The sequence below is a fragment of the Candidatus Enterococcus courvalinii genome (assembly GCF_017315945.1).
GTDB lineage: Bacteria > Bacillota > Bacilli > Lactobacillales > Enterococcaceae > Enterococcus_B > Enterococcus_B courvalinii.
Genome location: NZ_JAFLWI010000002.1, coordinates 377,209 through 401,558 on the forward strand (window position 1 = coordinate 377,209; position 24,350 = coordinate 401,558).

Consider the following 24,350-nt stretch of genomic DNA (forward strand, 5'->3'; position numbering starts at 1 on the left):
TCCTCGTTTTAGACGTTTTCAATTATCAGAAAACGTCTTTTTTACACAAAAAGAGGCTAGAATACTGTCTAGCCTCTTTTCTACATTCAACTACTTTTCTTAACTAATTTTTTAAGAGTGATTCCTTTTTTTCTTTTGAAAAGATATCTTTTCCTAACATTTTATATAAAATAACCGCACATGCTTCAGAAATAAAGATCAATACGGCTAAAGGTAGATACGTATTGCTTCCCATGATTCCTACTAACGGCGTGAAAACCATTCCGATTGCATACATTCCTAATCCAAGTACAGAAGAAGCAATCCCAGCATGCTCGCCTTGTCTTTCCATAGCCATTGTTGTTACCACTGCATTTACTAAGCCCAATGTCGATACAACTAGCAACAAACCAAGCAAAGCAAGCCACAAATGATTCGTATGGATACCGCTAATAATAACCAAAATACTACCTAGAAAACCAAGACCCACTCCCCAACCTAACTGACGGAAGCTACTCATTTTCTTCGATAATACACCAGCAAGTTCTGCTGCAACCACAATCCCGATTCCATTGATTCCATAGATCAAACTAAACATTTTATCTGACAAACCAAAAACATTTTGTAACATAAAGGAAGAACCAGAGATATAACAAAACATCGCCGCATAAACAAAACCTTGGATCAACACGAACATCATAAATGGCCGATCACTGAATACCGCTTGCCATCCTGCTTTCTGGTCGATTTTTTCAGTTGCCACTTGAACTTCATGTGTTTCTTTAAATCCGATTAGAATACCTAAAAATAATAATAAACCAACTACTGCAAGAAAAATAAAAATACCTCGCCAAGAAAAATAACTCAAGAAAAAACTCCCTAGCAAAGGAGAAACAATCGGAAAGATACCATTGATTGCCATTAACATAGCAATGAAACGAGTCAGTTGAGTACCAGAAAATAAATCTTTTGCAATTGCTCGCGTTAAAACGACACCAGTAGAGCTAGCAATTCCTTGAATCAAGCGTAATCCTAGAAATAACCAAATATTTGTGACAGATACTGATAGTAAACAGGCAATCACAGAAATACTAATGCCCCATAGCAGTGGTTTCTTCCGCCCAATGCGGTCACTAATTGCACCAATAAATAATGGACCAAATGCAAGCCCTGCTAAACACATGGTTAAACTTAATTGAACCATTGATGTCGGGATCCCGAAATCTGTTTCTAGCACTGGTAAAGCTGGTAAATAAGTATCAAGTAGCAAGGGGCCATATGCGCTTAATGTGCCAAGCAGGATAGATAGCCACCATATTTTCTTTTTATTTTCAATCATTTTCCTTTCACCTCAAAAAAGAAAATAGCATGGAAAAACGGAAATATCAATAAAAATCCAGTAAATTTTCACTTTTTTCAATAAAATGAGAACAATACTCATTTTACATATTTTTGACTTAAACAAAAAACGTCGAGACCTGATTGACCTCGTACGTTTTTTCTCATTAATATGACAAAACTACTTAGTTGCTCCATTTTTATCAAATGAACTTTTTCAATTATTTTTCAGTAGTCATGCCTAAAATCTGATTATTCAAGATAATTGTTTGTTTTTCAGATGACAAGTTTTCCGTTATGCCTTTGATTCGTTCAAGGATGATCGTTGCTGCTGTCTCCCCAATTTTTTCTGTGGGTGGATTTATTGTGACTTGTGGTAAGATACTTTGCTCGCCTTCAGATAAATAGTCATAATGTCCAAACAAAATGTCTTTCCCTACAGAAATCCCTTGTTCATTAAAGCATTCTAAGGAACCAAGAGACATATTGTAATTGCTGACAAAAAGGGCCGTTACCTTTTTCGCCAACAATTCTTTTGTTCCTTGATAACCACTCCTTCTAGTGTAATCTCCTTCATAGATCTCAAGTTCCACTGTAGGATGATTTTCGATTGCATCTTTTGCACCTAACAGCCGTTCTTTTGCTGTGTAATCTGTTTGTGGCGCAGTGATATAACCAATCTTTCGATGTCCTTTAGCCATACAATCAGCGATCACTCTTGCGACACTTTCACGATCATTTAATAAAATGACATCTGCATTATTCAATGGATCTGGATAATTCAAAGAGACGATTGGAACATTGACTTGCGCTAATTTCTCCATGTCGATCCACTCTTCACTTGATAAAAAGACAATCAACCCATCAATGGAGTGTTTCAACAAATAATCAATTTTCTCATCCATTTGTTTTTCACTTTTCGAAAAACCACTAAGCAGTATGCTATAGCCATTTGCTTCAGCAACTTTTTCAATGCCGGAAACAACTTCTGAGCCAAATCGACTGGAAATACTATTCATCAGTAAGCCAATGGAAAAACTTCGATTATTTTTAAGACCTTTGGCAATAATATTTTCTTTATAATCTAAAGCTTTAATCGCTGAAGTAATTTTTTCAACATTTGACTGCCTTAACTGTTGACCATTCAAATACCGCGATACTGTTCCTACTGAAACACCGGCAAGTTGAGCAACGTCTCTAATTGATGCCATCTTTTCCACTCCTACCAATCACAATTGACTTCTGTCTCCTGATCACCAATCATGATTTTTGCTTTTTTGGCGAAATGCCAGCAGTTGTCTGCACCTAAATATTGAAAATCTTCTGGAGATAACTCAAACTTCACCGTTTTTTCTTCCTGCGCTTTTAATTCGTGTTTGCTAAAAGCTTTCAGCATCTTTTTACGCTGAATAACGGAGCCTCCAAGGAGTTTGACAAATACAAGTGAACTGACTTTGCCAGCAATCGATCCTTTATTTTTAACTTTAACGGATACCGTTAGTTTGTCAATATTTGTTTTGCATTGAAGCGCTGAAAAAGCAAATGTAGTATAGCTTAACCCTTCCCCAAAATCATGTAGTGGACTGCCGCTTAGATCATAATAATCCTCTTTTTTTGAGGCATCTCTCTGATAATAATAAACTGGCAACTGTTGACTATTTCTAGGATAAGTAATACTTAACCGACCACTTGGGTTTGATTGTCCAAGTAATGTCTTCGCGATTGCTTTTCCTCCTTCTTGTCCTGGAAACCAGCCAATCAAAACAGCATCAGACACTGCTTCAACTAGAGTCAAGTCAGAAGGGCGACCTTGGATTATTACTGAAACAAGTGGCTTTTCAAGTTTTGCAAGTTCAGTTAAGAGAACTTCTTGTTTTCCTCCCAAAGATAAGGAGGCGACATCAACGTTTTCTCCAGAGTCCATATTGACCCCTTTTGATGAGACCGCACCATTTTGTAAAAATTCCATGTCGAAGTTTCGTGCACTTGATCCACCTAAAACAGCGATGATTAAATCTGCCTCTCTCGCTAGTTGAAGTGCTTCTTTGATTTTTGCTTCTTGGGACACTTCATTTCGGATCTCGCAGCCTTCGGCATATGTGACAGTTGCTGAAGAAAATAGTTTTTTGATTTCCCGATAAATCGTTTTTTCTAATTGTATTCCTGTCTGTGGCGCTGAATAATCACCCAATAAGTGATATAAGTTATCTGCATTTGGTCCGATTACTGCGACTTTTTTGCCGTTTGGATTTAGCGGAAGGACACCATTGTTTTTAATAAGAACTAAGCTTTCCTCTGCCAATTGTTGATTTAATTCTCTTGATTCTGTCCATAATTCTTCCCATTGATTTTTTGGATCTTTGATAAAAGGATCTTCAAATAACCCCAATAAAAATTTAATTGCTAAAATGCGTCGCACAGCTCGATCAAGCATTGTTTCGTCAATCACATCTTCTAAAATACCTTCTTCAATTTTAGTGTAAGTTTCATCCCATAAACTTAAATCAATCCCAGCAGTTAACGCATGACCTGCTGCCTCTGTTTGTCTGTCATACACATCATTCAGACGATCCAGAGCAATTCCATCTGCCATGACTAAGCCTTGAAAACCCATTTTTTCTCGTAGGTTTTGTTCAAACAATTCATGATTCACATGACAAGGTACACCATCAATATCATTGTATGCAGCCATTACCCCAACAGCATTGCGTGTACTTTTCAATAACGGTGTATAAATATCTGCAAATTCTCGTCTGCCAATTGGAACAGTTCCAGAATTATGTCCTCCAAGAGCCTCTCCCTGTGCTATACAATGCTTTAAAACTACGCCAATTTGTTCTTTCGACCGATCAATATCCATTACTCGTTGATCTAAAAAAGTTGTTTCATCAGAAATCAAGGAGCCTTGAAAGCCTTCAACGATTGCTTCACTCATTCGTGCACTAAGAATCGGATCTTCCCCAAAACATTCTTCTGACCTTCCCCAGCGCGGGTCTTTTAATAAATCCAAAGTTGAAACCAAAGCTAAATGTACACCTTTTGCCGCTAGCTCTTTTGCCATCAAGCGACTCGTTTGCTTAACTAGTTCTAGGTTAAAACTACTGCCACGACCGACATTCGTAGGATAAGAAATGCTTTCAAGTCCTTGGTGACCATGGGGACATTCTTCGACAATCAAAGCAGGGATGCCCCACCTAGAATGATTAATCACATATGCTTGAACTTGATTCGCTACTTTCCAACTATCTTTTGCAGCAATGCCATTTTTATCATCGACTTTTGACCAGGGATCTGCACGAAATAATCCATAGAGCGCTCCGATTCCCCCGCCCCATTGGACGTGATTCTTAAATTTTTCGGTTAATTCAATTGTTTCTTGTTTATTTTCATAACATTCCCATCCATAAAGATGTTGATTGACTTGTCCAACTTTTTCGCTAAGGTTCATTCGTGTTACTAAATCTTCTACACGTTCGCGAATAGTTAACTGTGCATTTTGATATGGATAATTACCCAAGTTCTCCCGCTCCTTCTTGTCGTGCTTTATTTGCAGCTAATACAAATGGTACAAATAAAAAGACGTCTAAAATAATCAATAAAACTGTCAAAATAGCTGCTTTAACATCGCCACCTGTGGCAATAAATGATTGGATAACTGGTGGTGTGATCCATGGCGCTGCAGCAACTGTTTTTTCAATCAGGCCAACACTTGTTGCAACATAAGCAATAACTAAGTTGATGGAAGGAATAAGTGCACAAGGAATCATGTAGATTGGATTCATTACGACTGGTAATCCAAACATCACAGGTTCAGTAATGTTGAACAAACAAGTTGTCAATCCAAACTTGGCGATTTGTCGCTGTTCTTGTCGTTTTGAAACCCACAATATCGCAATCACCAATGGTAAAATACACCCTCCACCGCCAATCAATCCAAATGCGTTCGTAAAAGGTTCGGTAATAATATTAGGGATCTCTTTTCCAGCGGAAAAAGCATCCATGTTTTCTTGAATCGATTGTAATAATGGTGCTTGACGAATTGGTGCCAAAATACTTGAACCATGCATACCAAACACCCAAAGAAAATCAGAGAAAAATTGTAAAAATAAAATACCTGGAACAGATAGAACAAAGGCTTTTAACGGTGTTTGAATGGCTAATTCAATCAAGCTCGGAAAGTCAAGACCAGTAAACTTATCCAGTAGAAAAACAAAAATGGCAAATAAAAGAATAACTGCTGTTTCAGGAACTAACGAATTGAATGAAGTAGCAACTGCCGGTGGAACCCCATCTGGCATTTTAATTTTTAACTTCTTGATTTTCGCTAGCTTCATGAATAATTCTGTCCCCACAATTGAAGCAATCATCGCCGTTGCTAAGCCGGAAGAAGAAGTCAAACTTTGTAAAAACACTCCAGTTGCTTCCGCTGTACTACCATCCACCAAAGTAACATTACTTTTCAACGGCATCAAAATAAACATAACAGCAACACTTAACACACCCGCGTGAACTGCGCTAAAAGCCGGATCATTCATTTCACCAGATCGAATATAATGATTCGCTAAATTCCAGCCGATGTTATAACATACAACAATCGCTAGAATGCTCATCGTACCATTATTGACGATTGAAGCTAGGTTTGCTAGAAAACTTAAATCGATCCATTGTTGAACAAAAGCATTAGAAAAAATCAATGCATTCAATAAAACCATGACAGAGGCTGCCATCACGAGTGGCATCGTAATGATAAAACTGTCCCGAATTGCAAGTAAGTGACGCTGGCTGTTCATCTTAGAAACGATTGGTAATAACTTTTCAGATAACTTGTCTACAAAACTCATTAGTAAATCTCCCCCATTTAAATAAGTTGAACCGGTTCAACTTCACTATATCATGACTTTTCTTTTTTGCAATAGTTTTTTTGGATGCGGATTCATTTTTTTGTAAAATAACTCGGTAGCAAAAAAAGCCAACCAAAAAATTGGCTGGGTATTTATAGATTATGATATTAAGAAATCATTACTCATGAAATGCCTTAATCAAAGCGGTTATTTCTGAAATGCTTTCTTTTTGTCCCGTTTCGATCCAGCTCAACCACACTTCAAAAATGCCCGCTGACATGAATTTGATCCAGTAGTAACGTTTGCTTCCTTCCCAATCTTTCCAAGTGGTCGTTTCATCATAAAAGCGGGCCATTTGTTTACTAAAGAGCTGAAAAATAATCTCTTTGTACCCTCCTTCAATAGCTGCTTGGAAATCTGGGGTTAGCACTTGAAAGAAATCAGACAAATCATCAATTTTCTGTTCATGGCTAACTTTATGAATCGTTTTATCAAAAATGAGTTGAAACTTTGGTTCATAATATTCAGTTAACACTTGTGTAAGATCAGTAAAATGGCGATAAAATGCCATTCTACTCACTCCTGATTTCTTAGCTACTTCAGAAACAGTCAATTTTGACAGTTGCGTTGTTTTTAATAATTCAAGTGTTGCTAACGTAAGCCATTTCTTTGTATCTTCTTTCATACTTTTTGAATAATTCGTGACTGCCATAACAGATTCCTCCTTCTGTCACAAATGCCTATAAGTTACTTGATTATGCTCTTTCAATCTTCTAAAATAGCATCCATAACAAATGTAACATTAGGAGGTACAAAATGAAAGTATTAGTCACAGGCGCCAATGGATTTGTTGCAACGCATATCATAAAATTATTACAAGAAAAAAATTACGAAGTGAATGGAACTGTTCGAAATTTGGACCGCGCCCCTATCATTTTTGACGGTATTTCTTACTTTGCCGCAAATTTAACAAGTGCTTCTGGTTGGAAAGATTCAATGGTTGATGTTGATGCAATTCTCCACGTTGCCAGCCCACTTGGACATGAAAATTCTAATGACCCAAAGCTGATTGCTGAAGCTGTTCAAGGTGTTCAACATGTTTTTGACGCTGCACATCAAACTGGAATCAAACGGATTGTTATGACTTCCAGTCAAGCAGCAGCTACTCCCTCGGCAAGTACGACAGGCGTGATTGATGAAACTTATTGGTCTGATCAACAAAATCCAGAACTCAATGCTTATCGTTTATCAAAACTAGCTGCGGAAAAAAAGGCTTGGGAACTAGCCAAAAAATATGATTTAGCTTTGACAACCATTTTACCAGGCGCTATTTTTGGTAAGGCTTTAACCAGTAACCGCTCATCAAATGGTGTCTTAGATGGAATCAAACGTTCCCGTTTAGTACCAAAAATTTCGCTTGAAGTAACAGATGTCGACGACCTAGCTAATCTGCATCTTTTAGCTTTAGAAAATAGTGACACGATTGGTGAACGAATTTTAGCAAAAAACACAGACTTATCTTTTGCACAAATCAGTCGAATTTATGGGAATCAACCGATTGTCATCCCTGATTTTGCTTTAAAGTTCGCAGCTATATTTATTGGCGAACTACGCTCTTTAGTTCCAATGCTGAAACGAAAATATACTCATAGTAATCAAAAAGCTATCAAGTTGGGTTGGCAACCACGAGACGGACGCCAAACGGTACTAGATGCAATCGAAAATTAAGTGAAGAAACGAGGCAAGGATATACTTCTAAAACTTGCCTCGTTTTACATGTAGAGCTCTGAATTGAGTCAATTAATTAGTAAAAAAAATACTAGACTTACTTCAACTTTTTCTTAATTTCACGATTCAAATTTTCACGCCAATCTTCTGTATAGGTCTTTGTACTTTCCAAAAGTTCATCGCAAAAAGCAGCCACATTTGTCCCAGTCACTTCAAGAACTTTTTTCCCGTCGACTACGCCTTCTTCAAATAGATCAATCAATTCATATTGAACTTCCATCATGTCATAGCCACTACCAGCTGCAAATTTCCACATATGGCTTTGGATTTTTTTGAAAACAAATTGATAATCAGTTGGTAACGCATCGACTCGCGCCATTTGTTTTTTGTATTCCTTTTTACTTGCAATAATTTTTTTTACATTTAAATAATCATCAAAAAACTTATTCATTTGCTCGCTCCTCCTTTAATTGAGCCATTTTTCCCGATAAAAATGTCCATTTTGCCCAAAAATGTTCCAGTTCAGCTCGTCCTGCATCGTTGAGAGTAAAAAATTTTCTAGGCGGTCCCATATCGGAGGGCTTCTTTTTTGTATCCACCAGTTTATTTTTTTCAAGCCGTAGCAAAATGGTGTACACTGTTCCATCAACTACATCAACAAACCCAAAGGCATTCAGCTTTTTCGTTATCTCATAGCCATAGGTCTCTTGCTGACTAATAATTTCTAAGACGCAGCCCTCAAGCACACCTTTAAGCATTTCTGTTAAATTTTCCATGTCCTTCTCCTTGAATTTTCTGTTTTCAGTAATAAGTAGCACCGAGTACCACTATATAGTATTACTTATTACAAGAATTGTCAAACTCTTATCTGTACTTCTTAAAAAGACCAAGAGAAAAAAGAAGCTACGACTGATGAGTCATAACTTCACTTTTTCTTATAAGAGAATAGCTGTAAGATTAACTTTAGGTCTTCAAAACTAGCTTTTGGTCTTCAATTTGGTAAACTACTTCTGCGACTTCACGAACAAATAACGTATCATGAGAAGTAAAGAGAACAGTTCCAGGATATTGTTTGATTAATTGTTCTAATGCTTCCATCGTATTGATATCAATAAAATTCGTTGGTTCATCTAAAATTAGCGTATTTGCCGGTTTGGCAAAAAGTAAGGCAATCGCCAAACGAGTGGCTTCACCACCACTCAAATCACGCACAGATTTACTGATTTCCGTTTGTTTAAATCCCAAATTATTGAGCAATGCTCGCACAAAAGGTTCTGGATATTCTGTTTGTTTCAACAAATAGGCTAACAAAGTTTCCTCACTTGTTAATTGATAATCCATTTGCTGATAAACAGAAAAAACGACTTTTGAAGAAACGGTAATACCTTGTTTCTGGTCAATAATATAACGTAATAACGTCGATTTTCCTGAACCATTCGCACCCGTAATTGCAATTTTCTCTCCTAAGCCAAATTGAAAAGTGGTTTCTTCTAGTAGTTTCTTTCCAGCGACTTCCAGTGCTATTCGGTCTCCCATAATTGGAAATCTATGATGGATTTCCAGTGTTTTCGGCGTAGGAAAAATAATTTTCTGATTTTTTACTTCACCCGTTTGCTCTGTTAACTGTTCCAAACGGCTAGTCATTGCTTTCGCCGTTTTTTGTAAAGACTTTTGGACTGTATCTTTTTGCTTTGACGAAGCTAGCCGATCTGGACGTTGATTTTTTTGTTTCTGCTTTTTTATTGTTTGTGTTAGTTTTTTTGCTTGTGCTTGTTTTTTTATGATAGCATTTTCTAAACGCTTTTTCTCTTTTTGAAAATGATCGGCTAAACGTTCCTTTTCGATACGCTCCGCCTCTTTTTGCTCCACATACTCCGCATAATTTCCATTGAATTCTCTCACACGGCCCTCTTCGACTTCCCAAATTTTGGTTGCGATTTGATTCATGAAGAAGCGGTCGTGACTGACCACAACTAATGTACCATAATAATAATTTAGTTCTTTAATCAACATTCCAATACTTTGGCTATCCAAATGAGTAGTCGGCTCGTCTAGGAGTAAGCCCATTTGATAATCAGATAACTGATTAGTTAAGCGAAACTTCGCTTGTTCTCCTCCACTAAGAGTTTCCATGCCCGTTATCGGAACAGAGAATCGACTTAACAGTTCGCCATCTAGCTGTTCACTGACCTGAATATTTGTTATCTCTTCACTTTGTGCGTAGTAGTTAAATTCAATTTCTCTTTGAACTTTTCCGCGATCAGGGTCGACTTTACCAGCAATCAATTTTAGTAATGTTGACTTTCCACTTCCGTTCTTACCAATAATTGCAATGCGCTCATTCTGATAAATCGTTAACTCATCAATAGATAAGATGCATTTAGCACCATAATTTTTTTCAATATTTGTTAACTTAACAGCTAAGTTTTCCATTTTTTCCGCTCCTTTTACGAGGGAAAAGTGCATACAAAAAGAGGTAGCCATAAGCCACCTCTTTGATTTCAATCAAAATTATCGAAGGAAAAAAGGATACACTCATCCCCTGAAATCACATGTGCTTAGGACTTTTTTATTAACTAAATGTTGTTAAAAAGTGCAATGCGCAATTTCATGGAAGCAGTCATTCTTGTTCTCCTTTACTTTTTCTTTTCTAAACTATAACAAAAATGTTGATGTCCTTCAAGCCTCAGCTACTTGCTGATCATCCTTGAATCCAGTTTTTGCAAAAATCCATAATAGTAACAAAACAGCTACAGTTGACTGAATCCCCAACATTAAAATCAAATCAAAATGCAAAAAACCAACTACTGCAGCAAGAATCGATCCTACACCCAACACATTCAGCATTAGATTCGCACTTTCTTTAAATGTTCGGATAGAAGAAAAACGGCTTTTTCTGGTCATCCATAAAAAGAGTGAAGCACCAAACAAAATCATGATAGTCATGACTAGTAAGATAAAACCTAAACTTAGACTATAGGACAAGATAATCACTGGACGATTGCTGAGATAAAATTGTTCTTCTAGAAATTGTTGAAATTCTTGTGGTGTTTGACTCATTGCTGGCGTAAAAGACGGCCCATAGTTCATTGTATAACTTCTTGTTTGCCCGTTGTCTTTTTGTTGAATATGCCACTGTGTTTTTTCAAAATTAATAAACGCACCCTTTTGTTGGACACTTTTTGGCAAATTCACGCCTACGATTAGTTCTTGGTTTTCAAAAATGATACCTTCTTTCCCCTTTAATTCGCCGTTGACAACTTGTAAGCGAGAAAACTGTTCCACACCTGCTTGATCCATCATCTGATTGACCGCTAAAAATTGCTGGCTTGGTATTGCGGTAACCTGATTTGCGTAATAAAGGGGGACTGGGATTGTCATAAAAGAGACTAAAAAGACTAATACTAAGAAAAATTTGGGCCATGAAAGTTCCTTTCGACCAGCAAACAAGCGTTTCGGTCCAGCTAGGCTGGCAAAATAATTAAATGGGAAAGTTTGCATTTCTGATACCTCCTATCCTTTGGTTCCTCCTGAAGTTAACCCTGTAACAAAGTTTTTTTGTAAGAAGAAGAATAACAAACAAATTGGTAAAGCAATCAAGATTGCTCCAGCCGCAAATAACGATACTCTTTGATTCGTTACATCAGAAATAAAGGTTTGTAACCCGACTGCTACTGTTTGGTTCTCCGGTGTGCGCAATAAGAATTTTGATAGCATGAAATCGCCAAATGGTCCCATGAATGCCCATAATGCTTGAACGGCGATCATTGGTTTAACTAATGGCAAAACGATTTGAGCAAAAATTCGAAAATGCCCTGCGCCATCTAACTTCGCCGATTCATCAAGGTCAATTGGTACCGTATCGAAATAACCTTTCATCAACCAAGTATTCATCGGAATTCCGCCACCAATATAAATCATCGTTAAGAACCAATACTTGTCTAACGCATCAAGTAAGAATGCCATAACATAAAAAGCAGTCAAAGCGGCCATCGTTGGTACCATTTGAATAACTAAGAAAAACATCAAACTTGATTTACGACCAATAAAGCGATACCTACTATACGTATAACCTGCTAATGTTACGACCGTTACTTGTATCACCATTGTTAACACAGAAATAACCAGAGTATTTTTATACCAAGTGCCGTACAACGTTTCATTAAATAAACGTGAAAAATTATTCAACGTCCATTCACCAGATAAGTCCAAACTAAATGCAGCGATATTTCCTGGTTTAAATGCCGTACTAGCAGTAATCAATAATGGATATAAAATAATGATTGAGAGCAAAATTAAGAAAGTATACGTAAAAAAGTGTGATACTTTTCGTTGAAATCTCGCACTAGAATTTATTTTTTTCATCTGCTAATCCCCCATGTTGAACGCATTTGTTTTCTTAAAGACAAGTAAGGAAACACAAATTACTACAGCAGAAATAATCAAAGTGATTGCTGAAGCCATTGAGTACTGTGGTGATGTCCCTGTTGTCAATTTATAGATCCAAGAGATCAAAATATCGGTTGAACCTGCGCCACCACCGACACTGCCGGGCCCACCATTATTAAATAGATAGATCATCGAGAAGTTATTGAAGTTTCCTGTGTATTGCGTGATGAATGTTGGTGCTGCCACTAAGAAAATTGCAGGTAACGTTATATTTGAGAAACGTTTCCAAGCATTTGCCCCATCGATTTTTGCTGCTTCGTACAGATCTTCAGAGATTGATTGCAAGATTCCAGTTACCATAACATAGATGTATGGGAATCCTAACCAACCTTGAACAAGGATAATCGCTACTTTTGTCCAATTCGGATCAGTTTTCCAAGAAATTGCACCAATATCAACCAAAGGTAGATTATTCAAAAATGGAATGACTTGCGTGTTAATCGCTCCAACACTGTCATTGAAAATGTTAGAGAAACTCATAATTGTAATAAAAGCAGGAACAGCCCAAGGTAATAAGAAAATAATACCAAATACACGTTTAAATTTAATAAATTTTTGATGCGCAACTACAGCAGTCAAAACACCTAAGCTAATTTGCAGAGTTGTTGCACACAAAGTCCAGATGATTGTCCAACTAAAAACAGATAAAAAAGTATTTCGATAAGAACTTAAAAAGAAGATACTAAAGAAGTTTTTGAATCCCACCCAATCAATTAGACTTGCAGGAGGAATATGATTGAAATCGTAGTTTGTAAATGCGGTGAATAAGGTAACTAATACTGGAAAAATAATAGTGAAGATCATTAAAAGATACGCTGGTAAAGTCAACAAGTAAGGAAATCCTTCATCCCCAATCGTCAGCAATGTTTCTTTCATCGTTCGATTGATTTTCTGCCCATTTTTTCGCATAGTTGCGACACGGTGTGCATCATAAAGATTTAAAGCATAAAAGAGAAAGAAAATGATCGTAATAATTAATTGTAATGTTCCTTCAATCAAAATAAATAACGAATGATCTTCTATAGGGATACTTCCCAGTGTGACTAATCCAACTAATGATTGAAATCCTCCAAGGATCATTTGAATCACAAAAATAAGAAAGATACTGAAAAAGGTAACTCCTTTCGCTTTTTGTCCATTTGCTAGCTGACCTAAGCCAGGTATTAGTGAAAAAAGTGTCACTTTATTGACTTGAACTTCATTTTTCGTTCCAGACTGTTTCATCTAAAACGCCCCCTAATCATTTGATTCTAACTAGTTAAAGGGGACGTGACCTGAGCCACTGTTCCCCTTCTCCTTTTTTCTAGCTTTGTGGAACTTTTAATATTTTTGTTCAATTGCTTCAGTAATTGTTTTCACTGCGCTGTTCGCAGATTCTTTTGGTGTTTTAGCACCAGAAGCTGCATCAAACATTAAGTTTTCTGCTCCTGTCCAAACTTCAGCCATTTCTGGAATGTTTGGCATTGCTTGTGCTGTTTCATACTGTTCAATTACCGCAGTTGTCAATTCATCATTTTTGGCTTTCGCAGTTTCGCGTGCGCTTTGGTTTGCAGGAATTTCATTGACCATTTCGAAGAATGTTTCTTGGTTTTCTTGGTTCGTTACATAATCAAGCCATTTTTGAGCCACGTCTTTGTTTTTTGCGTAGTTGCTAACAACCCAGCCTTTACCTCCACCAAATGGTTGGTAAGATTCCCCGTTATCTAAAGTTGGAATTTTTGCTACACCGTAGTTAACTTTACTTTCTTTATACGATTGTGCTTGCCAAGGTCCATCAATAATTGCTGCCGCTTTGTTTGAAGTAAACTGTTGTGTCACAAAGTCGCCAGCACTAGTTACATCTTGCATACCTTTTGGCCAAACATTTTGGAACCAGTCCGTTGCATAAGTAATTCCTTCAATTGCACCGGCATTATTTAATCCGATATCTGAAGCATCCGTTCCATCTTCACCAAAAACATAACCGCCGTAGCCTGCAAGTAATCCGTATGAATAATAGAAATCAGTCCATTTTGCTAGGAAACCAGTATTTTTCCCTGCTTCTGAATCAAAAGCAAATCGTTCATCTTTCGCAAGATCTTCGACTTCTTTGAATGTTGCTGGTGCTGCATCAATCAAGTCTTTGTTGTAATACAAAACAAGCGTTTCAATTACAGCAGGTTCTCCGTAAATTTTACCGTCATAAGTTACTTGTGCTTTATCTGTTTCATCATAATCCGCTTCATTTCCCAATTTCACTTCCGCTAAGTGACCTTGTTGTCCCAAAGCACCAATTCGGTCATAAGCAGCCATCATCACGTCTGGTCCTTTTCCTGCAGGACCATCAAGAGCTAACGCTTCTAATTGGTCAAACATGTCTTTTTCGACTAACTTTATTTTGACATCATTCTCTTTTTCAAACTTGCCTTTAATCTCATTCATGTAATCGGTATAACCTGAATCAACAGAAATGGTTAGTGTTTTTTCATCATCTGCTGCTTTACTGCTTGATTTTCCACCACTGCCACAAGCAGCAAGTCCACCAATTACTCCGACTGAAAGCAAACCTAGACCTAATGTTTTCATCATTTTACTTTTCATTTTTATTTCCCCCTGTATTTTATTTTTCAGTTTTCTTACTAAAATTATTATACTGTTATTAAAAATAATTATGCAACCGCTTTCTCCTTGTTACCGGTAACAAAATATCAGCAACTAAGAATAAAACCATGTGGTTGGATTTCAATCTTTTCATCCTTCAAAGCATGAACACCTTGTGAAAAAAGTACTTCACTTGGTTGTTCTAAGACATACACTTCTTCTGTTTCATTAAAAACAGCTTGGACTTTTTGTTGATCCAGTTGTCGAGCAAATACAATAATCCCTTTTGTTTCAGGTGATGTTTTCCATACAGTTTCTCCCTCAGACAAAATCAAATGCAACCGTTTGCGCAAATGGACAAGTTCTTTCATAAAAGCAAAAAGTTCCAAGTCTTGTTTTTCTTCGTCCCAAATCATACATTTCCGACAATCAGGATCATCCTGTCCTGTTAAACCAATTTCTGTTCCATAATAAATACATGGGGAACCTTTTTGTAAAAACATGAACGTCATGACCGCTTTTAACAAATCTTTGTTTTCTTCACACATCGTGAGAATTCGTGCTGTGTCATGGGAATCCAGTAAATTGAACGTTCCTTCATTGACTTGATCACGATACAGCATTTGTTGTTGGTTCATCCCGCTGATCATTTGCGAGACACTGATTTTCTTTTTCACAAAATAGTCTTTGATTGAATCTGTAAATGCATAATTCATTACTGCGTGGAATTCATCTCCTTGCAACCAAGCCTGTGAAGAATGCCAGATTTCGCCTAAAATATAAATATCTGGTTTTGCCTCGGTGACTGCTGTATAGAATTTCTTCCAGAAATGATGATCAACTTCATTTGCCACATCTAGTCGCCAGCCATCAATATCAAATTCTTCGATCCAATAAGTTGCAATCTTTAAAAGATATGCTTGAACTTCAGGATTTGCCGTATTTAATTTAGGCATATGCGGCGTAAATGCAAACGTGTCATAAGAAAGGTGTTCTGCGGTTTCTGGCAAATCAGTTAAGCGATAATCATCCACTGGAAACGAATGGATATGGAACCAATCTTTATAAATCGACGCTTCTCCATTCTTCATTACGTCTTGCCATTGTGGTGAGTCATCACCCATATGATTGAAAACAGCATCCAACATCACACGAATCCCTCGTTGGTGTGCTTGCTCTATCAATGTTTTAAATAATTTTTTATCACCAAAATGAGGATCAATTTCTAAATAGTCAATCGTATCATATTTGTGATTAGAGGTTGCTTTAAAAACTGGACAGAAATAAATACCATTGATTCCTAAATCAACTAAGTAATCCAGATGATCAATTACTCCTTGTAAATCACCACCAAAGAAATCATCCCGATCAGGCGCTTTGCTTCCCCACGGTAATGTGTTTTCCGGATCATTACTCGTATCTCCATTAGCAAAACGTTCTGGAAAAATTTGATACCAAACAGTTTCTTTCACCCATTCTGGCACTTTGAAACGATCAATCTCTTGAAAATAAGGCATTCTAAAGTACATGTTTGGTTCTGCTAAAAAGCGAGTTTGATAAGGAAATACCCCTTGATCCCCGTAAAAACATTCCGTTTCATCTTTACCAATCACATGGAACCCGTACTGGATTCTTCTAGTATCACTACGGACTTCAAGTTCCCAATAATCATGCACATTGGTACTCAGTCCTTTTTTCATTGGCACTTCTTCTAAGTACCACTCTTCCTTTGTGAATGTATATGGATCACCTTTTATCATAAATACTTGTTCGATGTCATCTTTGCCAGTCCGAAGTCGCAAACGAAGTGTTTCCTTCGTGTACAAATAGGCAAATTCGCTTTCTGGACGATGATAAACTGCTGCAGTGTTCATGTATTTCCTCCTTTTTTACTTCTGAGATAATTTCACTATAAAAGAATCACACACGAAAGACAACGCTTTCAAAAATGTTAACGATAACAAGTTCTCTTGGCACAAAAAAAACACGAAAACAGCTTTTGGTTTTCGTGCAAGATTTTACTGATTGATTGAGTGATTGGATGAATACGTTTGTTTCTGTTCACAAACTTCTTGGATTGCTCGCCAATCTAATTCAATTCCTAAACCAATTCCTTGTGGAACAGCAATCCTTCCTTTTTCCATTTTTGCTGGTTCCTTAATGATGTCCTTAGCGTAATAACGATTGGCGGCGGAAATATCACCGGGAAAAGTAAAGATAGTTTGGCTGGCAAACTGTAAATTCAATGCTCTGCCAATCCCAGACTCAAACATTCCTCCAAGCCAAACTAGCAATTGATGCGTTTGACAAAAATCAACAATTCGTAGAGCTTCCGTGATACCTCCCACGCGTGGAATCTTTAAATTAATTGCTCGACAACTGCCTAACGCATAAGCAGTTTTTACATCCTCTACTGTCCGAATATTTTCATCTAAACATATTTTTGTCTGAAGTTGTTGCTGAAGTCGGGCATGATCGACAAAATCTCTTTGGTGAAATGGTTGCTCAATCATCGCTAAATTCAATTGATCTAATTGTTTAAACAACTCTAAATCAGCTAATGTATACGCTGAATTTGCGTCTGCCATCAGTATAATATCTGGGAACTTTTCACGAATAGCACTTAGCGGCACAATGTCATAACCCGGTTTGATTTTTACTTTGATGCGCTGATATCCTTGTTCAAGATAACTTGACACTTGCGCAATCAAATCTTCTGTCGTCACATGAATCCCAACGCTGACACCAACCGGAAGTGTTGATTTTTGACTACCAAAATAACTTTGTAAACTTCGCTGTTCACGTTTTGCAAATAAGTCCCAAACAGCCGTTTCTAATGCTGATTTTGCCATGAAGTTTCCTTGGACAGATTGAAACAATGACCAAACATCTTCTACCTGTTGCAGTTCCGCTTGAAATAGACGTGGTATTAGTTGTTGTTCAATGAGCTGTCGATCCGCGCTGATCGTTTCTTCGATGTAATCAGGTTGCTCAAAAGAAACCAGTTCTCCATATCCTTGATTCCCTAATTCATCTTCTAAAATCAAAAGGTCTAACGATTTTTCTTCAAGTACACCGTAACTTGTTTGAAAAGGAATCGTTAAGGGAAGACGTAGTTGGTATCGCTCAACTTTCGTAATTTTCATCGCATATCCTCGCTAACAATACTTTTTTCTGCTAACCATTGAGATAACTTGCTCACAAAAGCTTGTGGCTGTTCCAGATGCACACAGTGACCACTATCAGGAATAACTACCAACGTCGAATGTGAAAGCTGTTGGCACAACCTATTCCCGATAGCAAGGAATTTTTGATCTTGCTCGCCAACCACGTATAGAACTGGCTGCTTCAGAGTCGCCAATTCCAACCAATAATTTTTTTGCACACCCGTCCCCATAAACCACAAACTCATTGCCAAGCCAAATTTATTCTGACTCAACCGCTCGTTCCGAATCTTTTTTTGCGTTTGTTTCGGTAAGTTTTTTTGACTAGAAAACAACGGAAAATTTTGCCAAAAATCCACAAAATCAACAAGAGGCCTGCGCCACAATTTTAATGCTAATTTTTGGTCCGCCTCTTTTCGCTGTTTTCTTTCTTTCTCGTCAATTATGCCAGGAGTCCCCGCTTCTAAAATTACACCGCAAAGATTGTTTGGTTGCTCAATTGCCCAAGCTAATGCGACTCTTGCCCCCATAGAATAACCTAGAACATACCAATGTTTAATCTCTAATTCCTGTATCAACTGATTAAGGTCCTTCACTATTTCAGACAATTGGTAACGCCAGGGATGTACAAAAACACTTGAGTCTCCATGACCAAGTAAATCAATAAACAGAAAATTATATACTGGATCTTGAAGCAACTGAAACGTTTGCTTTGTTCCAGTGAAACCATGTAAACAAACGACTGTCGCCTTTGAAGGATCATATTTTTGTTGCCAGCTATAAGCATAAATTACTCCACGAATGGTTCTATTCATTTATTTCACCGATTTTTTCTTGGTATTCAGCTACTATTTCTCGCCAAAGGTGCACCGGTTCATCTTGATTTCCAGCGACTTCAATCAATGTCCAACTCTCAGCAACCCGACTTTTCTCGATTGCATATTCAAACTCAGCTAAGGAAGTTGGTTTAACATATTGTCCATCGTACAAGTCAGCCACTTTTGCAAAATCCAATGAAAGTGGCGTCTCAAATAACGGAGTGAAATCTGTTTTATCCAGTTGTTTTTGTGGTAAAAAGGAAAAGATTCCACCACCGTTATTATTGAGTAAGACAATCGTAACTGGCAACTGAAGCGAACGAATCATCTGTAACCCATTCATATCATGAAAAAGTGCCAAGTCGCCAATCAATAAATAAGTCCGTTGCGTTGTAGCAACTGAAATACCGGCTGCCGTTGAAACAATTCCATCAATCCCATTGATTCCACGATTACCAAATACTGAATAAGAAGTTGCGCTACTCATTGCGTAACGATCGACAAAACGAACGGCATTACTGTTGGATAAAAAAAGTTGTTCATTGGATTGAAGTAGTTCACTCAGCTTCAAGCTGGCACTACTTTCATTGAATCCTTGTATCAATTCCTCTTTTTGAAGTACGACTTGGGCTATTTTTTCAGCCTGCTTCCATCCTTTTAGCCAACTGGAATCCTTCTGTTTTTTCAATGAAGTCATAGCTAGAGCTGATTGGCAAAAAATGGAAATTGTGAAAGGTAAAAAGTAATTAGTCACATGTAATAGGTCTTGCCACTGTTCTTGCTCATCGACTAAAACAAAAGTCGTTGTCTCTATAACTAGTTTTTGCAAATACAGCAGGACATTTTTCGTAACTGGTAACCGACCAAAACGAATCACTACTTCTGGCTGTTTCACTTTGTTGCTAGCAAAAATCAACTCAGCATGTTTCAAGTAGTTCTCACTTTGTCTACCACAGGTTGCTAAATTAGTTAAGGGATCACCAATGATTGGCCAACCTAATCGCTCAGCAAGCTGGATTAACAATTGTGCCTCTCTTACACTCACTTCATTTCCAACAATCAATAGTCCTTTTTTTCCAAACCAATCTTCAAATTCTGGTATGAATTGTACCAACGTTTCAGGTTTTGTTCGTTTTTCACCTTTAAAAGATTGTTCTAACTGAAAGTCTAAATCTGGCAATAATGGCTCACGAAAAGGCAAATTGGCATGGACTGGTCCCACGGGTACTTGCTGTGCAGTGTACCCTAACTGGATACCTTGCCAGTAACTATAGCGTTGCATTGACTCCGAACCTTCCGGAACAGCTAACTCCACAAATTTTTTCACATGGGTCCGATATAGTTCTTGTTGATCCATCGTTTGAGGTGCCCCCACTTCACGTAGCTCTGGTGGGCGATCTGCTGTTAAAACAACTAGCGGATGATTGGTCTCTTTAGCTTCACAAATTGCTGGATAATAGTTTGCTGCCGCTGTTCCAGATGTACATAGTAGGCCAACCAATTCTGTTGTCACTCCTTTGGCCAGTCCTAAGGCAAAAAAACCTGCAGAACGTTCATCAACATCAACGTAACATTCAATTTCAGGATCGCGAAAAAGTAATAAAGCTAAGGGGGTGGAGCGTGAACCAGGACTAATGACTACTTTTGCTAAGCCACCATCTTTCAATCCTTGAATAAAAGCTAACAGATATCCTGTTGTTTCTTGTTTACTCGTCATTACCTTTCACTCCTCTAATCATTGGTTGGAACTTCAACCTTGTTTCTAATCGTTCTGCTTCTGGATCGGAATCATCAACAATCCCACATCCGGCATACAATAACCCTCGATTTCCGCTAAAAACACCTGAACGAATCCCCACTGCAAACTCACCGACATCTTCAGTTAAGTCAAGCCAACCAATAGGTGCGCCATAAAGTCCTCGTCCGGCTGTTTCTTTTTCAGCCAACCAACGTAAAGCATCTGCTTTGGGCTCCCCACCTAATGCTGGCGTCGGATGCAGTTCTCGAACAACATCTAGTAAACTAGTTCGCTCTTTTCTAGCACCTTTGACAGTTACAAATAAATGTTGAATATCTCGGTTTTTTAAAAGACTTTTATCAGAAACAAATAACTCTCCTTGCGTAAACTCTGCTAGCTGTTTCTTAATTCGTTTGACTACCACTTGATGTTCATATGAATTTTTAGTGTCTTTTAAAAGTTTTTCACTATTTTCTCGGTCTTCTTTCTGACTTTCTCCCCGTGAAATCGATCCTGCAATGCCCGCTGTTGCAAACATCGTTCTGCTTGCTTCAACAAGTCGTTCAGGCGTTGCCCCAACGAAAGTATGCTTTTTCGCTTCCAATGCAAACACATAGGTATTTGGTTGTTGTCGCAACAAATTTACGACAATTGTTTCGATTGAAATAGGCTTTCCACTAAGTTCCATTTGGCGTGCCAGAACAACTTTTTTGAGTGCGGAATTTGTTTTTTTGATTTCCTCCACGCTTTCAGAAACCAAGGAAACAAATGCACCAACGTTTCGTTCTTTCATAACCACCATTGTGCTTGCAGATTCTCTGGGAAGATGATTGAGTAATTCCACCACTTGATTTTTTAGTGAATCAAAACGCTTTTCAAGTCTTTTAAAAAACTTTAGATCGCAATCGTCTTTTTCTTGATAACAAGTCAACGTGACTATGCAGAGATTCTTTCTTTGAGTAAACAAAATTTCAGGTAATACAAAATAACCTTTTTCTAGCTTTCCCCAAAACAACTCTTTCGCGCCCTCACGATCAAATGGGAACCCACCAAATAAAATAGGCGGTTCTTTTCGTTTGCTCACCATGCAAAAGCTTTTAAAAAACTCTTCTTTAAATCGTTCAATCGCTTTAAATTCTGTTCCATCATCAAAAAACTGCTTCACAGCGCCCAATCCAACATAGCCTAAGCTATGATCTGGCGTTTGCCAAAAAAAGCGCGCACCCTGATAGTCACTTGTTTTAGCAAATAACTGCCCAAATTCTTGTAAGGGCACTTCATAGCTATAGCTAAAGTAGTTTTTATCAGTTAAAGAAATGTCTTCTTGCCAATTACTTAAGTTGATTTTCAATATAATTCACTCTTTCTTCTGTCAGAAATAGTCGTTTCAATGGTTTTCCACTCGCCGTTTTTGGCATACGCGACACACTAAAAATTTCACTAGGATGCTTGAACCTTGCTAGTGGTTGTAAAAGGCTTGTCAATTCCTCAGTTGTTAAAGTAACCTTTTCTTTCACTACTAAATAGGCTACTGGTCTTTGTCCCCAGTGGTCATCTTTGCGACCTACCACCACTGCTTCTTGTATCAACTCACTCTGAAGCAACGCAGCTTCGATTTCTGCTGGGTATATGTTTTCGCCGCCTGAGATAATCAATTCACTCATCCGGCTGTCCACATATAGAAAACCTTCTTCGTCCAGATGGCCCAAATCCCCTGTTCGGAACCAACCTTCTTTTGTCCATGCTGCTTCCTCACGATAGTTTAAATAATGACTAGCAATTGTTGGTCCTTTTAGTAAAATTTCTCCAGTTGGCTGTTGGCCCTGATTCATTTCGATTTTCAATTTGGTCCCCATCAACGGCACACCAGCAGAACCTAATTTTTCTGATGCTTTTTCCGGTGATAAAGCGATCACTTGTGAACAAGTTTCCGTCATTCCATAAGACTGGATCACCAATAATTTTTTGGCTACACATTGACTAAGCGTGTCCCGGTCAATTGGTCCACCCCCCAACAATAACTTGGGAGCAGTAAGATATCCCATTTCCGGAACAAGCGGTAAAAGGTCTTTTAGCATTTTTGTCACAACCGAAAGACAGATTCCCTGTCCCTCTAGTAACTCTTCATGGATTCTTTCTGAAGAAAAGTTCGTATGTAAACGAACACTAATTCCTAACACTAATGAACGCAATAAGATTGCTAAACCACTAATATGATACAGTGGCAAACAACAAATCCAACTGTCAGATTCAGTTAGTTTCATGTTCATCTTGGTTGCTAAAGCGCTCGCACGGTGGTTTGCAAATGTTTGTGGAACTCCTTTTGGTTTTCCTGTCGTTCCAGACGTATACATAATAGAAGCAATTTTTTCCTCATCATAACCAGAATCATGATAGTCGATTTCGTCCACCACGGGTAATTGTTCTGGACGTGGAAATTCAAGTAAAGAGTCAGTTACAGAAATAAGTGCATTTTCTGTAATCAGCCACGTCGTTTTGGCATCAGCTAATTGAAATGCGATTTCCTCAGAAGTTAGATGTACATTCAGGAACTGAACTTCAAGACCTAACTCCCACAAAGCCAAAATTGTCAGGTAGCATTGCGCTGAATTTTGACTATAAAGAGCCACTCTTTTTACGTTTTCAGGTATTTTTTCTGCAAAATAAGTCGCGTATCTTTGGACAGATTGGTTTAATGCAGCAAAAGACCAACTTTTATTTTCAAAATAAAAAGCTGGTCTAGTTGGATGAAGCTGTGCTTGTTGCTGCAACCAACTCCTTGGATGTGATTTATGGGAATTTAGGGAATTGATCAAAATCTGGTTCTCGTTTTTCTTTAAAGGCATCGCGTCCTTCTTGTGCTTCATCCATAGTGTAATAAAGTAACGTTGCGTCACCAGCAAGTTGTTGAATGCCAGCAAGGCCATCTGTATCAGCATTCATAGCAGCTTTAATCATGCGTAGTGCCAACGGACTTTTTTGTAACATTTCTTCTGCCCACTCAATTGTGACATCTTCCACATCAGCTAGTGGAGCCACAGTATTGATCCAATTCATTGCTAACGCTTCTTCAGCTGTGTACTGTTTGGTCATGAACCAGACTTCTTTTGCTTTTTTATGCCCAACGACCCGTGCCAAATAGCCAGCGCCATAGCCTCCGTCAAAACTACCAACATTCGGACCAGTTTGACCAAATTTGGCATTATCAGCAGCAATTGTTAGATCACAAACCAACTGCAATACATTTCCTCCACCAATTGACCAACCTTTAACCATTGCAATTACCGGTTTAGGAATCACGCGAATTAAACGTTGTAAGTCAAGAACATTTAAACGTGGAACTTGATCGTCACCGACGTAGCCACCGTTTCCTCGAACTTTTTGGTCACCACCAGAACAAAATGCCTGATCTCCAGCTCCAGTTAAAATAATGACACCGATGTCTTGACGTTCACGACTAATTGTAAAAGCATCCATCATTTCAAAAACAGTTTTCGGGGTAAACGCATTATGAACCTCTGGGCGATTGATTGTAATCTTCGCGATTTTTCCATATTGTTCAAATAAAATTTCACTATACTCTTTAATTGTTTGCCATGTTCTCATGATTTTCCTCCTTTAATTCATCCTTTTCATTATACACAAGAACGAAAGAAAACGGTTAAAAATCCGCGGAATTTTTAGTAATCTGTTATACTATAAAAAAGAACGGAGT

Annotated in this window: 20 protein-coding genes; 1 reads left to right on the forward strand and 19 read right to left on the reverse strand. The window is 37.9% G+C overall.

The features are described from left to right. Window positions 1-103 precede the first annotated feature (103 nt). The 5 genes from JZO71_RS02540 to JZO71_RS02560 form a co-directional block, all read right to left on the reverse strand. On the reverse strand, window positions 104-1,318 hold the full coding sequence (locus JZO71_RS02540) for a multidrug effflux MFS transporter (RefSeq protein ID WP_206898028.1): 1,215 nt from the start codon (window positions 1,316-1,318) through the stop codon (window positions 104-106). 220 nt (window positions 1,319-1,538) lie between these two features. Continuing rightward, window positions 1,539-2,528 (reverse strand): LacI family DNA-binding transcriptional regulator, encoded by a 990-nt coding sequence (locus tag JZO71_RS02545; RefSeq protein WP_206898029.1) that lies wholly within the window; start codon window positions 2,526-2,528, stop codon window positions 1,539-1,541. An 11-nt stretch (window positions 2,529-2,539) separates the two neighbouring features. Next, the gene (locus JZO71_RS02550) at window positions 2,540-4,834 is read right to left on the reverse strand and encodes a glycoside hydrolase family 3 N-terminal domain-containing protein (RefSeq protein ID WP_206898030.1); all 2,295 of its coding nucleotides are present in this window, start codon (window positions 4,832-4,834) and stop codon (window positions 2,540-2,542) included. After that, window positions 4,827-6,158 carry a PTS sugar transporter subunit IIC gene (locus JZO71_RS02555; RefSeq protein WP_206898031.1) on the reverse strand — a complete coding sequence of 444 codons (1,332 nt, stop codon included), beginning with the start codon at window positions 6,156-6,158 and terminating at the stop codon, window positions 4,827-4,829. Before JZO71_RS02555 ends, JZO71_RS02550 begins: the two co-directional genes overlap by 8 nt. 178 nt (window positions 6,159-6,336) lie before the next feature. Beyond that, window positions 6,337-6,870: a TetR/AcrR family transcriptional regulator gene (locus JZO71_RS02560; RefSeq protein WP_206898032.1), complete on the reverse strand. Its 534-nt coding sequence runs from the start codon at window positions 6,868-6,870 to the stop codon at window positions 6,337-6,339. A gap of 104 nt (window positions 6,871-6,974) precedes the next feature. On the opposite strand from JZO71_RS02560, the gene JZO71_RS02565 reads away from it, so the two are divergent. Further along, entirely contained in the window at window positions 6,975-7,886 is a 912-nt protein-coding gene (locus tag JZO71_RS02565) for an NAD-dependent epimerase/dehydratase family protein (RefSeq protein WP_206898033.1), read from the forward strand. A 97-nt stretch (window positions 7,887-7,983) separates the two neighbouring features. Here JZO71_RS02565 and JZO71_RS02570 read toward each other — a convergent pair whose 3' ends face one another. From JZO71_RS02570 to menB, 14 genes are all read right to left on the reverse strand, one after another. Then, window positions 7,984-8,337 (reverse strand): DUF1048 domain-containing protein, encoded by a 354-nt coding sequence (locus JZO71_RS02570; protein WP_206898034.1) that lies wholly within the window; start codon window positions 8,335-8,337, stop codon window positions 7,984-7,986. Continuing rightward, window positions 8,330-8,662, reverse strand: coding sequence for a PadR family transcriptional regulator (locus JZO71_RS02575; RefSeq protein WP_206898035.1), 333 nt, complete (start codon window positions 8,660-8,662; stop codon window positions 8,330-8,332). The genes JZO71_RS02570 and JZO71_RS02575 overlap by 8 nt, the downstream gene beginning before the upstream one ends. 187 nt (window positions 8,663-8,849) lie before the next feature. Further along, complete coding sequence (gene abc-f, locus JZO71_RS02580; protein WP_206898036.1) at window positions 8,850-10,319, reverse strand: ribosomal protection-like ABC-F family protein; 1,470 nt, start codon at window positions 10,317-10,319, stop codon at window positions 8,850-8,852. A gap of 246 nt (window positions 10,320-10,565) precedes the next feature. Further along, complete coding sequence (locus JZO71_RS02585) at window positions 10,566-11,387, reverse strand: maltodextrose utilization protein MalA (protein WP_206898037.1); 822 nt, start codon at window positions 11,385-11,387, stop codon at window positions 10,566-10,568. Between the two features lie 12 nt (window positions 11,388-11,399). Further along, entirely contained in the window at window positions 11,400-12,251 is an 852-nt protein-coding gene (locus JZO71_RS02590) for a sugar ABC transporter permease (protein ID WP_206898038.1), read from the reverse strand. Window positions 12,252-12,254: 3 nt separating this feature from the next. Next, the gene (locus JZO71_RS02595; RefSeq protein ID WP_206898039.1) at window positions 12,255-13,559 is read right to left on the reverse strand and encodes a carbohydrate ABC transporter permease; all 1,305 of its coding nucleotides are present in this window, start codon (window positions 13,557-13,559) and stop codon (window positions 12,255-12,257) included. A gap of 96 nt (window positions 13,560-13,655) precedes the next feature. Next, complete coding sequence (locus tag JZO71_RS02600; RefSeq protein ID WP_206898040.1) at window positions 13,656-14,915, reverse strand: extracellular solute-binding protein; 1,260 nt, start codon at window positions 14,913-14,915, stop codon at window positions 13,656-13,658. Between the two features lie 107 nt (window positions 14,916-15,022). Further along, complete coding sequence (locus JZO71_RS02605; RefSeq protein WP_206898041.1) at window positions 15,023-16,789, reverse strand: glycoside hydrolase family 13 protein; 1,767 nt, start codon at window positions 16,787-16,789, stop codon at window positions 15,023-15,025. A gap of 144 nt (window positions 16,790-16,933) precedes the next feature. Continuing rightward, window positions 16,934-18,061 carry an o-succinylbenzoate synthase gene (gene menC, locus JZO71_RS02610; protein ID WP_206898042.1) on the reverse strand — a complete coding sequence of 376 codons (1,128 nt, stop codon included), beginning with the start codon at window positions 18,059-18,061 and terminating at the stop codon, window positions 16,934-16,936. Next, window positions 18,058-18,894, reverse strand: a complete 837-nt coding sequence (gene menH / locus JZO71_RS02615; RefSeq protein ID WP_206898043.1) for a 2-succinyl-6-hydroxy-2,4-cyclohexadiene-1-carboxylate synthase — start codon at window positions 18,892-18,894, stop codon at window positions 18,058-18,060. The genes menC and menH overlap by 4 nt, the downstream gene beginning before the upstream one ends. Beyond that, window positions 18,887-20,614 (reverse strand): 2-succinyl-5-enolpyruvyl-6-hydroxy-3-cyclohexene-1-carboxylic-acid synthase, encoded by a 1,728-nt coding sequence (gene menD / locus JZO71_RS02620; protein ID WP_206898044.1) that lies wholly within the window; start codon window positions 20,612-20,614, stop codon window positions 18,887-18,889. Before menD ends, menH begins: the two co-directional genes overlap by 8 nt. Beyond that, entirely contained in the window at window positions 20,604-21,986 is a 1,383-nt protein-coding gene (locus JZO71_RS02625; RefSeq protein ID WP_242590345.1) for an isochorismate synthase, read from the reverse strand. The genes menD and JZO71_RS02625 overlap by 11 nt, the downstream gene beginning before the upstream one ends. After that, the gene (gene menE / locus JZO71_RS02630) at window positions 21,967-23,481 is read right to left on the reverse strand and encodes an o-succinylbenzoate--CoA ligase (protein ID WP_206898045.1); all 1,515 of its coding nucleotides are present in this window, start codon (window positions 23,479-23,481) and stop codon (window positions 21,967-21,969) included. Before menE ends, JZO71_RS02625 begins: the two co-directional genes overlap by 20 nt. After that, window positions 23,426-24,241, reverse strand: coding sequence for a 1,4-dihydroxy-2-naphthoyl-CoA synthase (gene menB / locus JZO71_RS02635; protein WP_206898046.1), 816 nt, complete (start codon window positions 24,239-24,241; stop codon window positions 23,426-23,428). Before menB ends, menE begins: the two co-directional genes overlap by 56 nt. Window positions 24,242-24,350 lie beyond the last annotated feature (109 nt).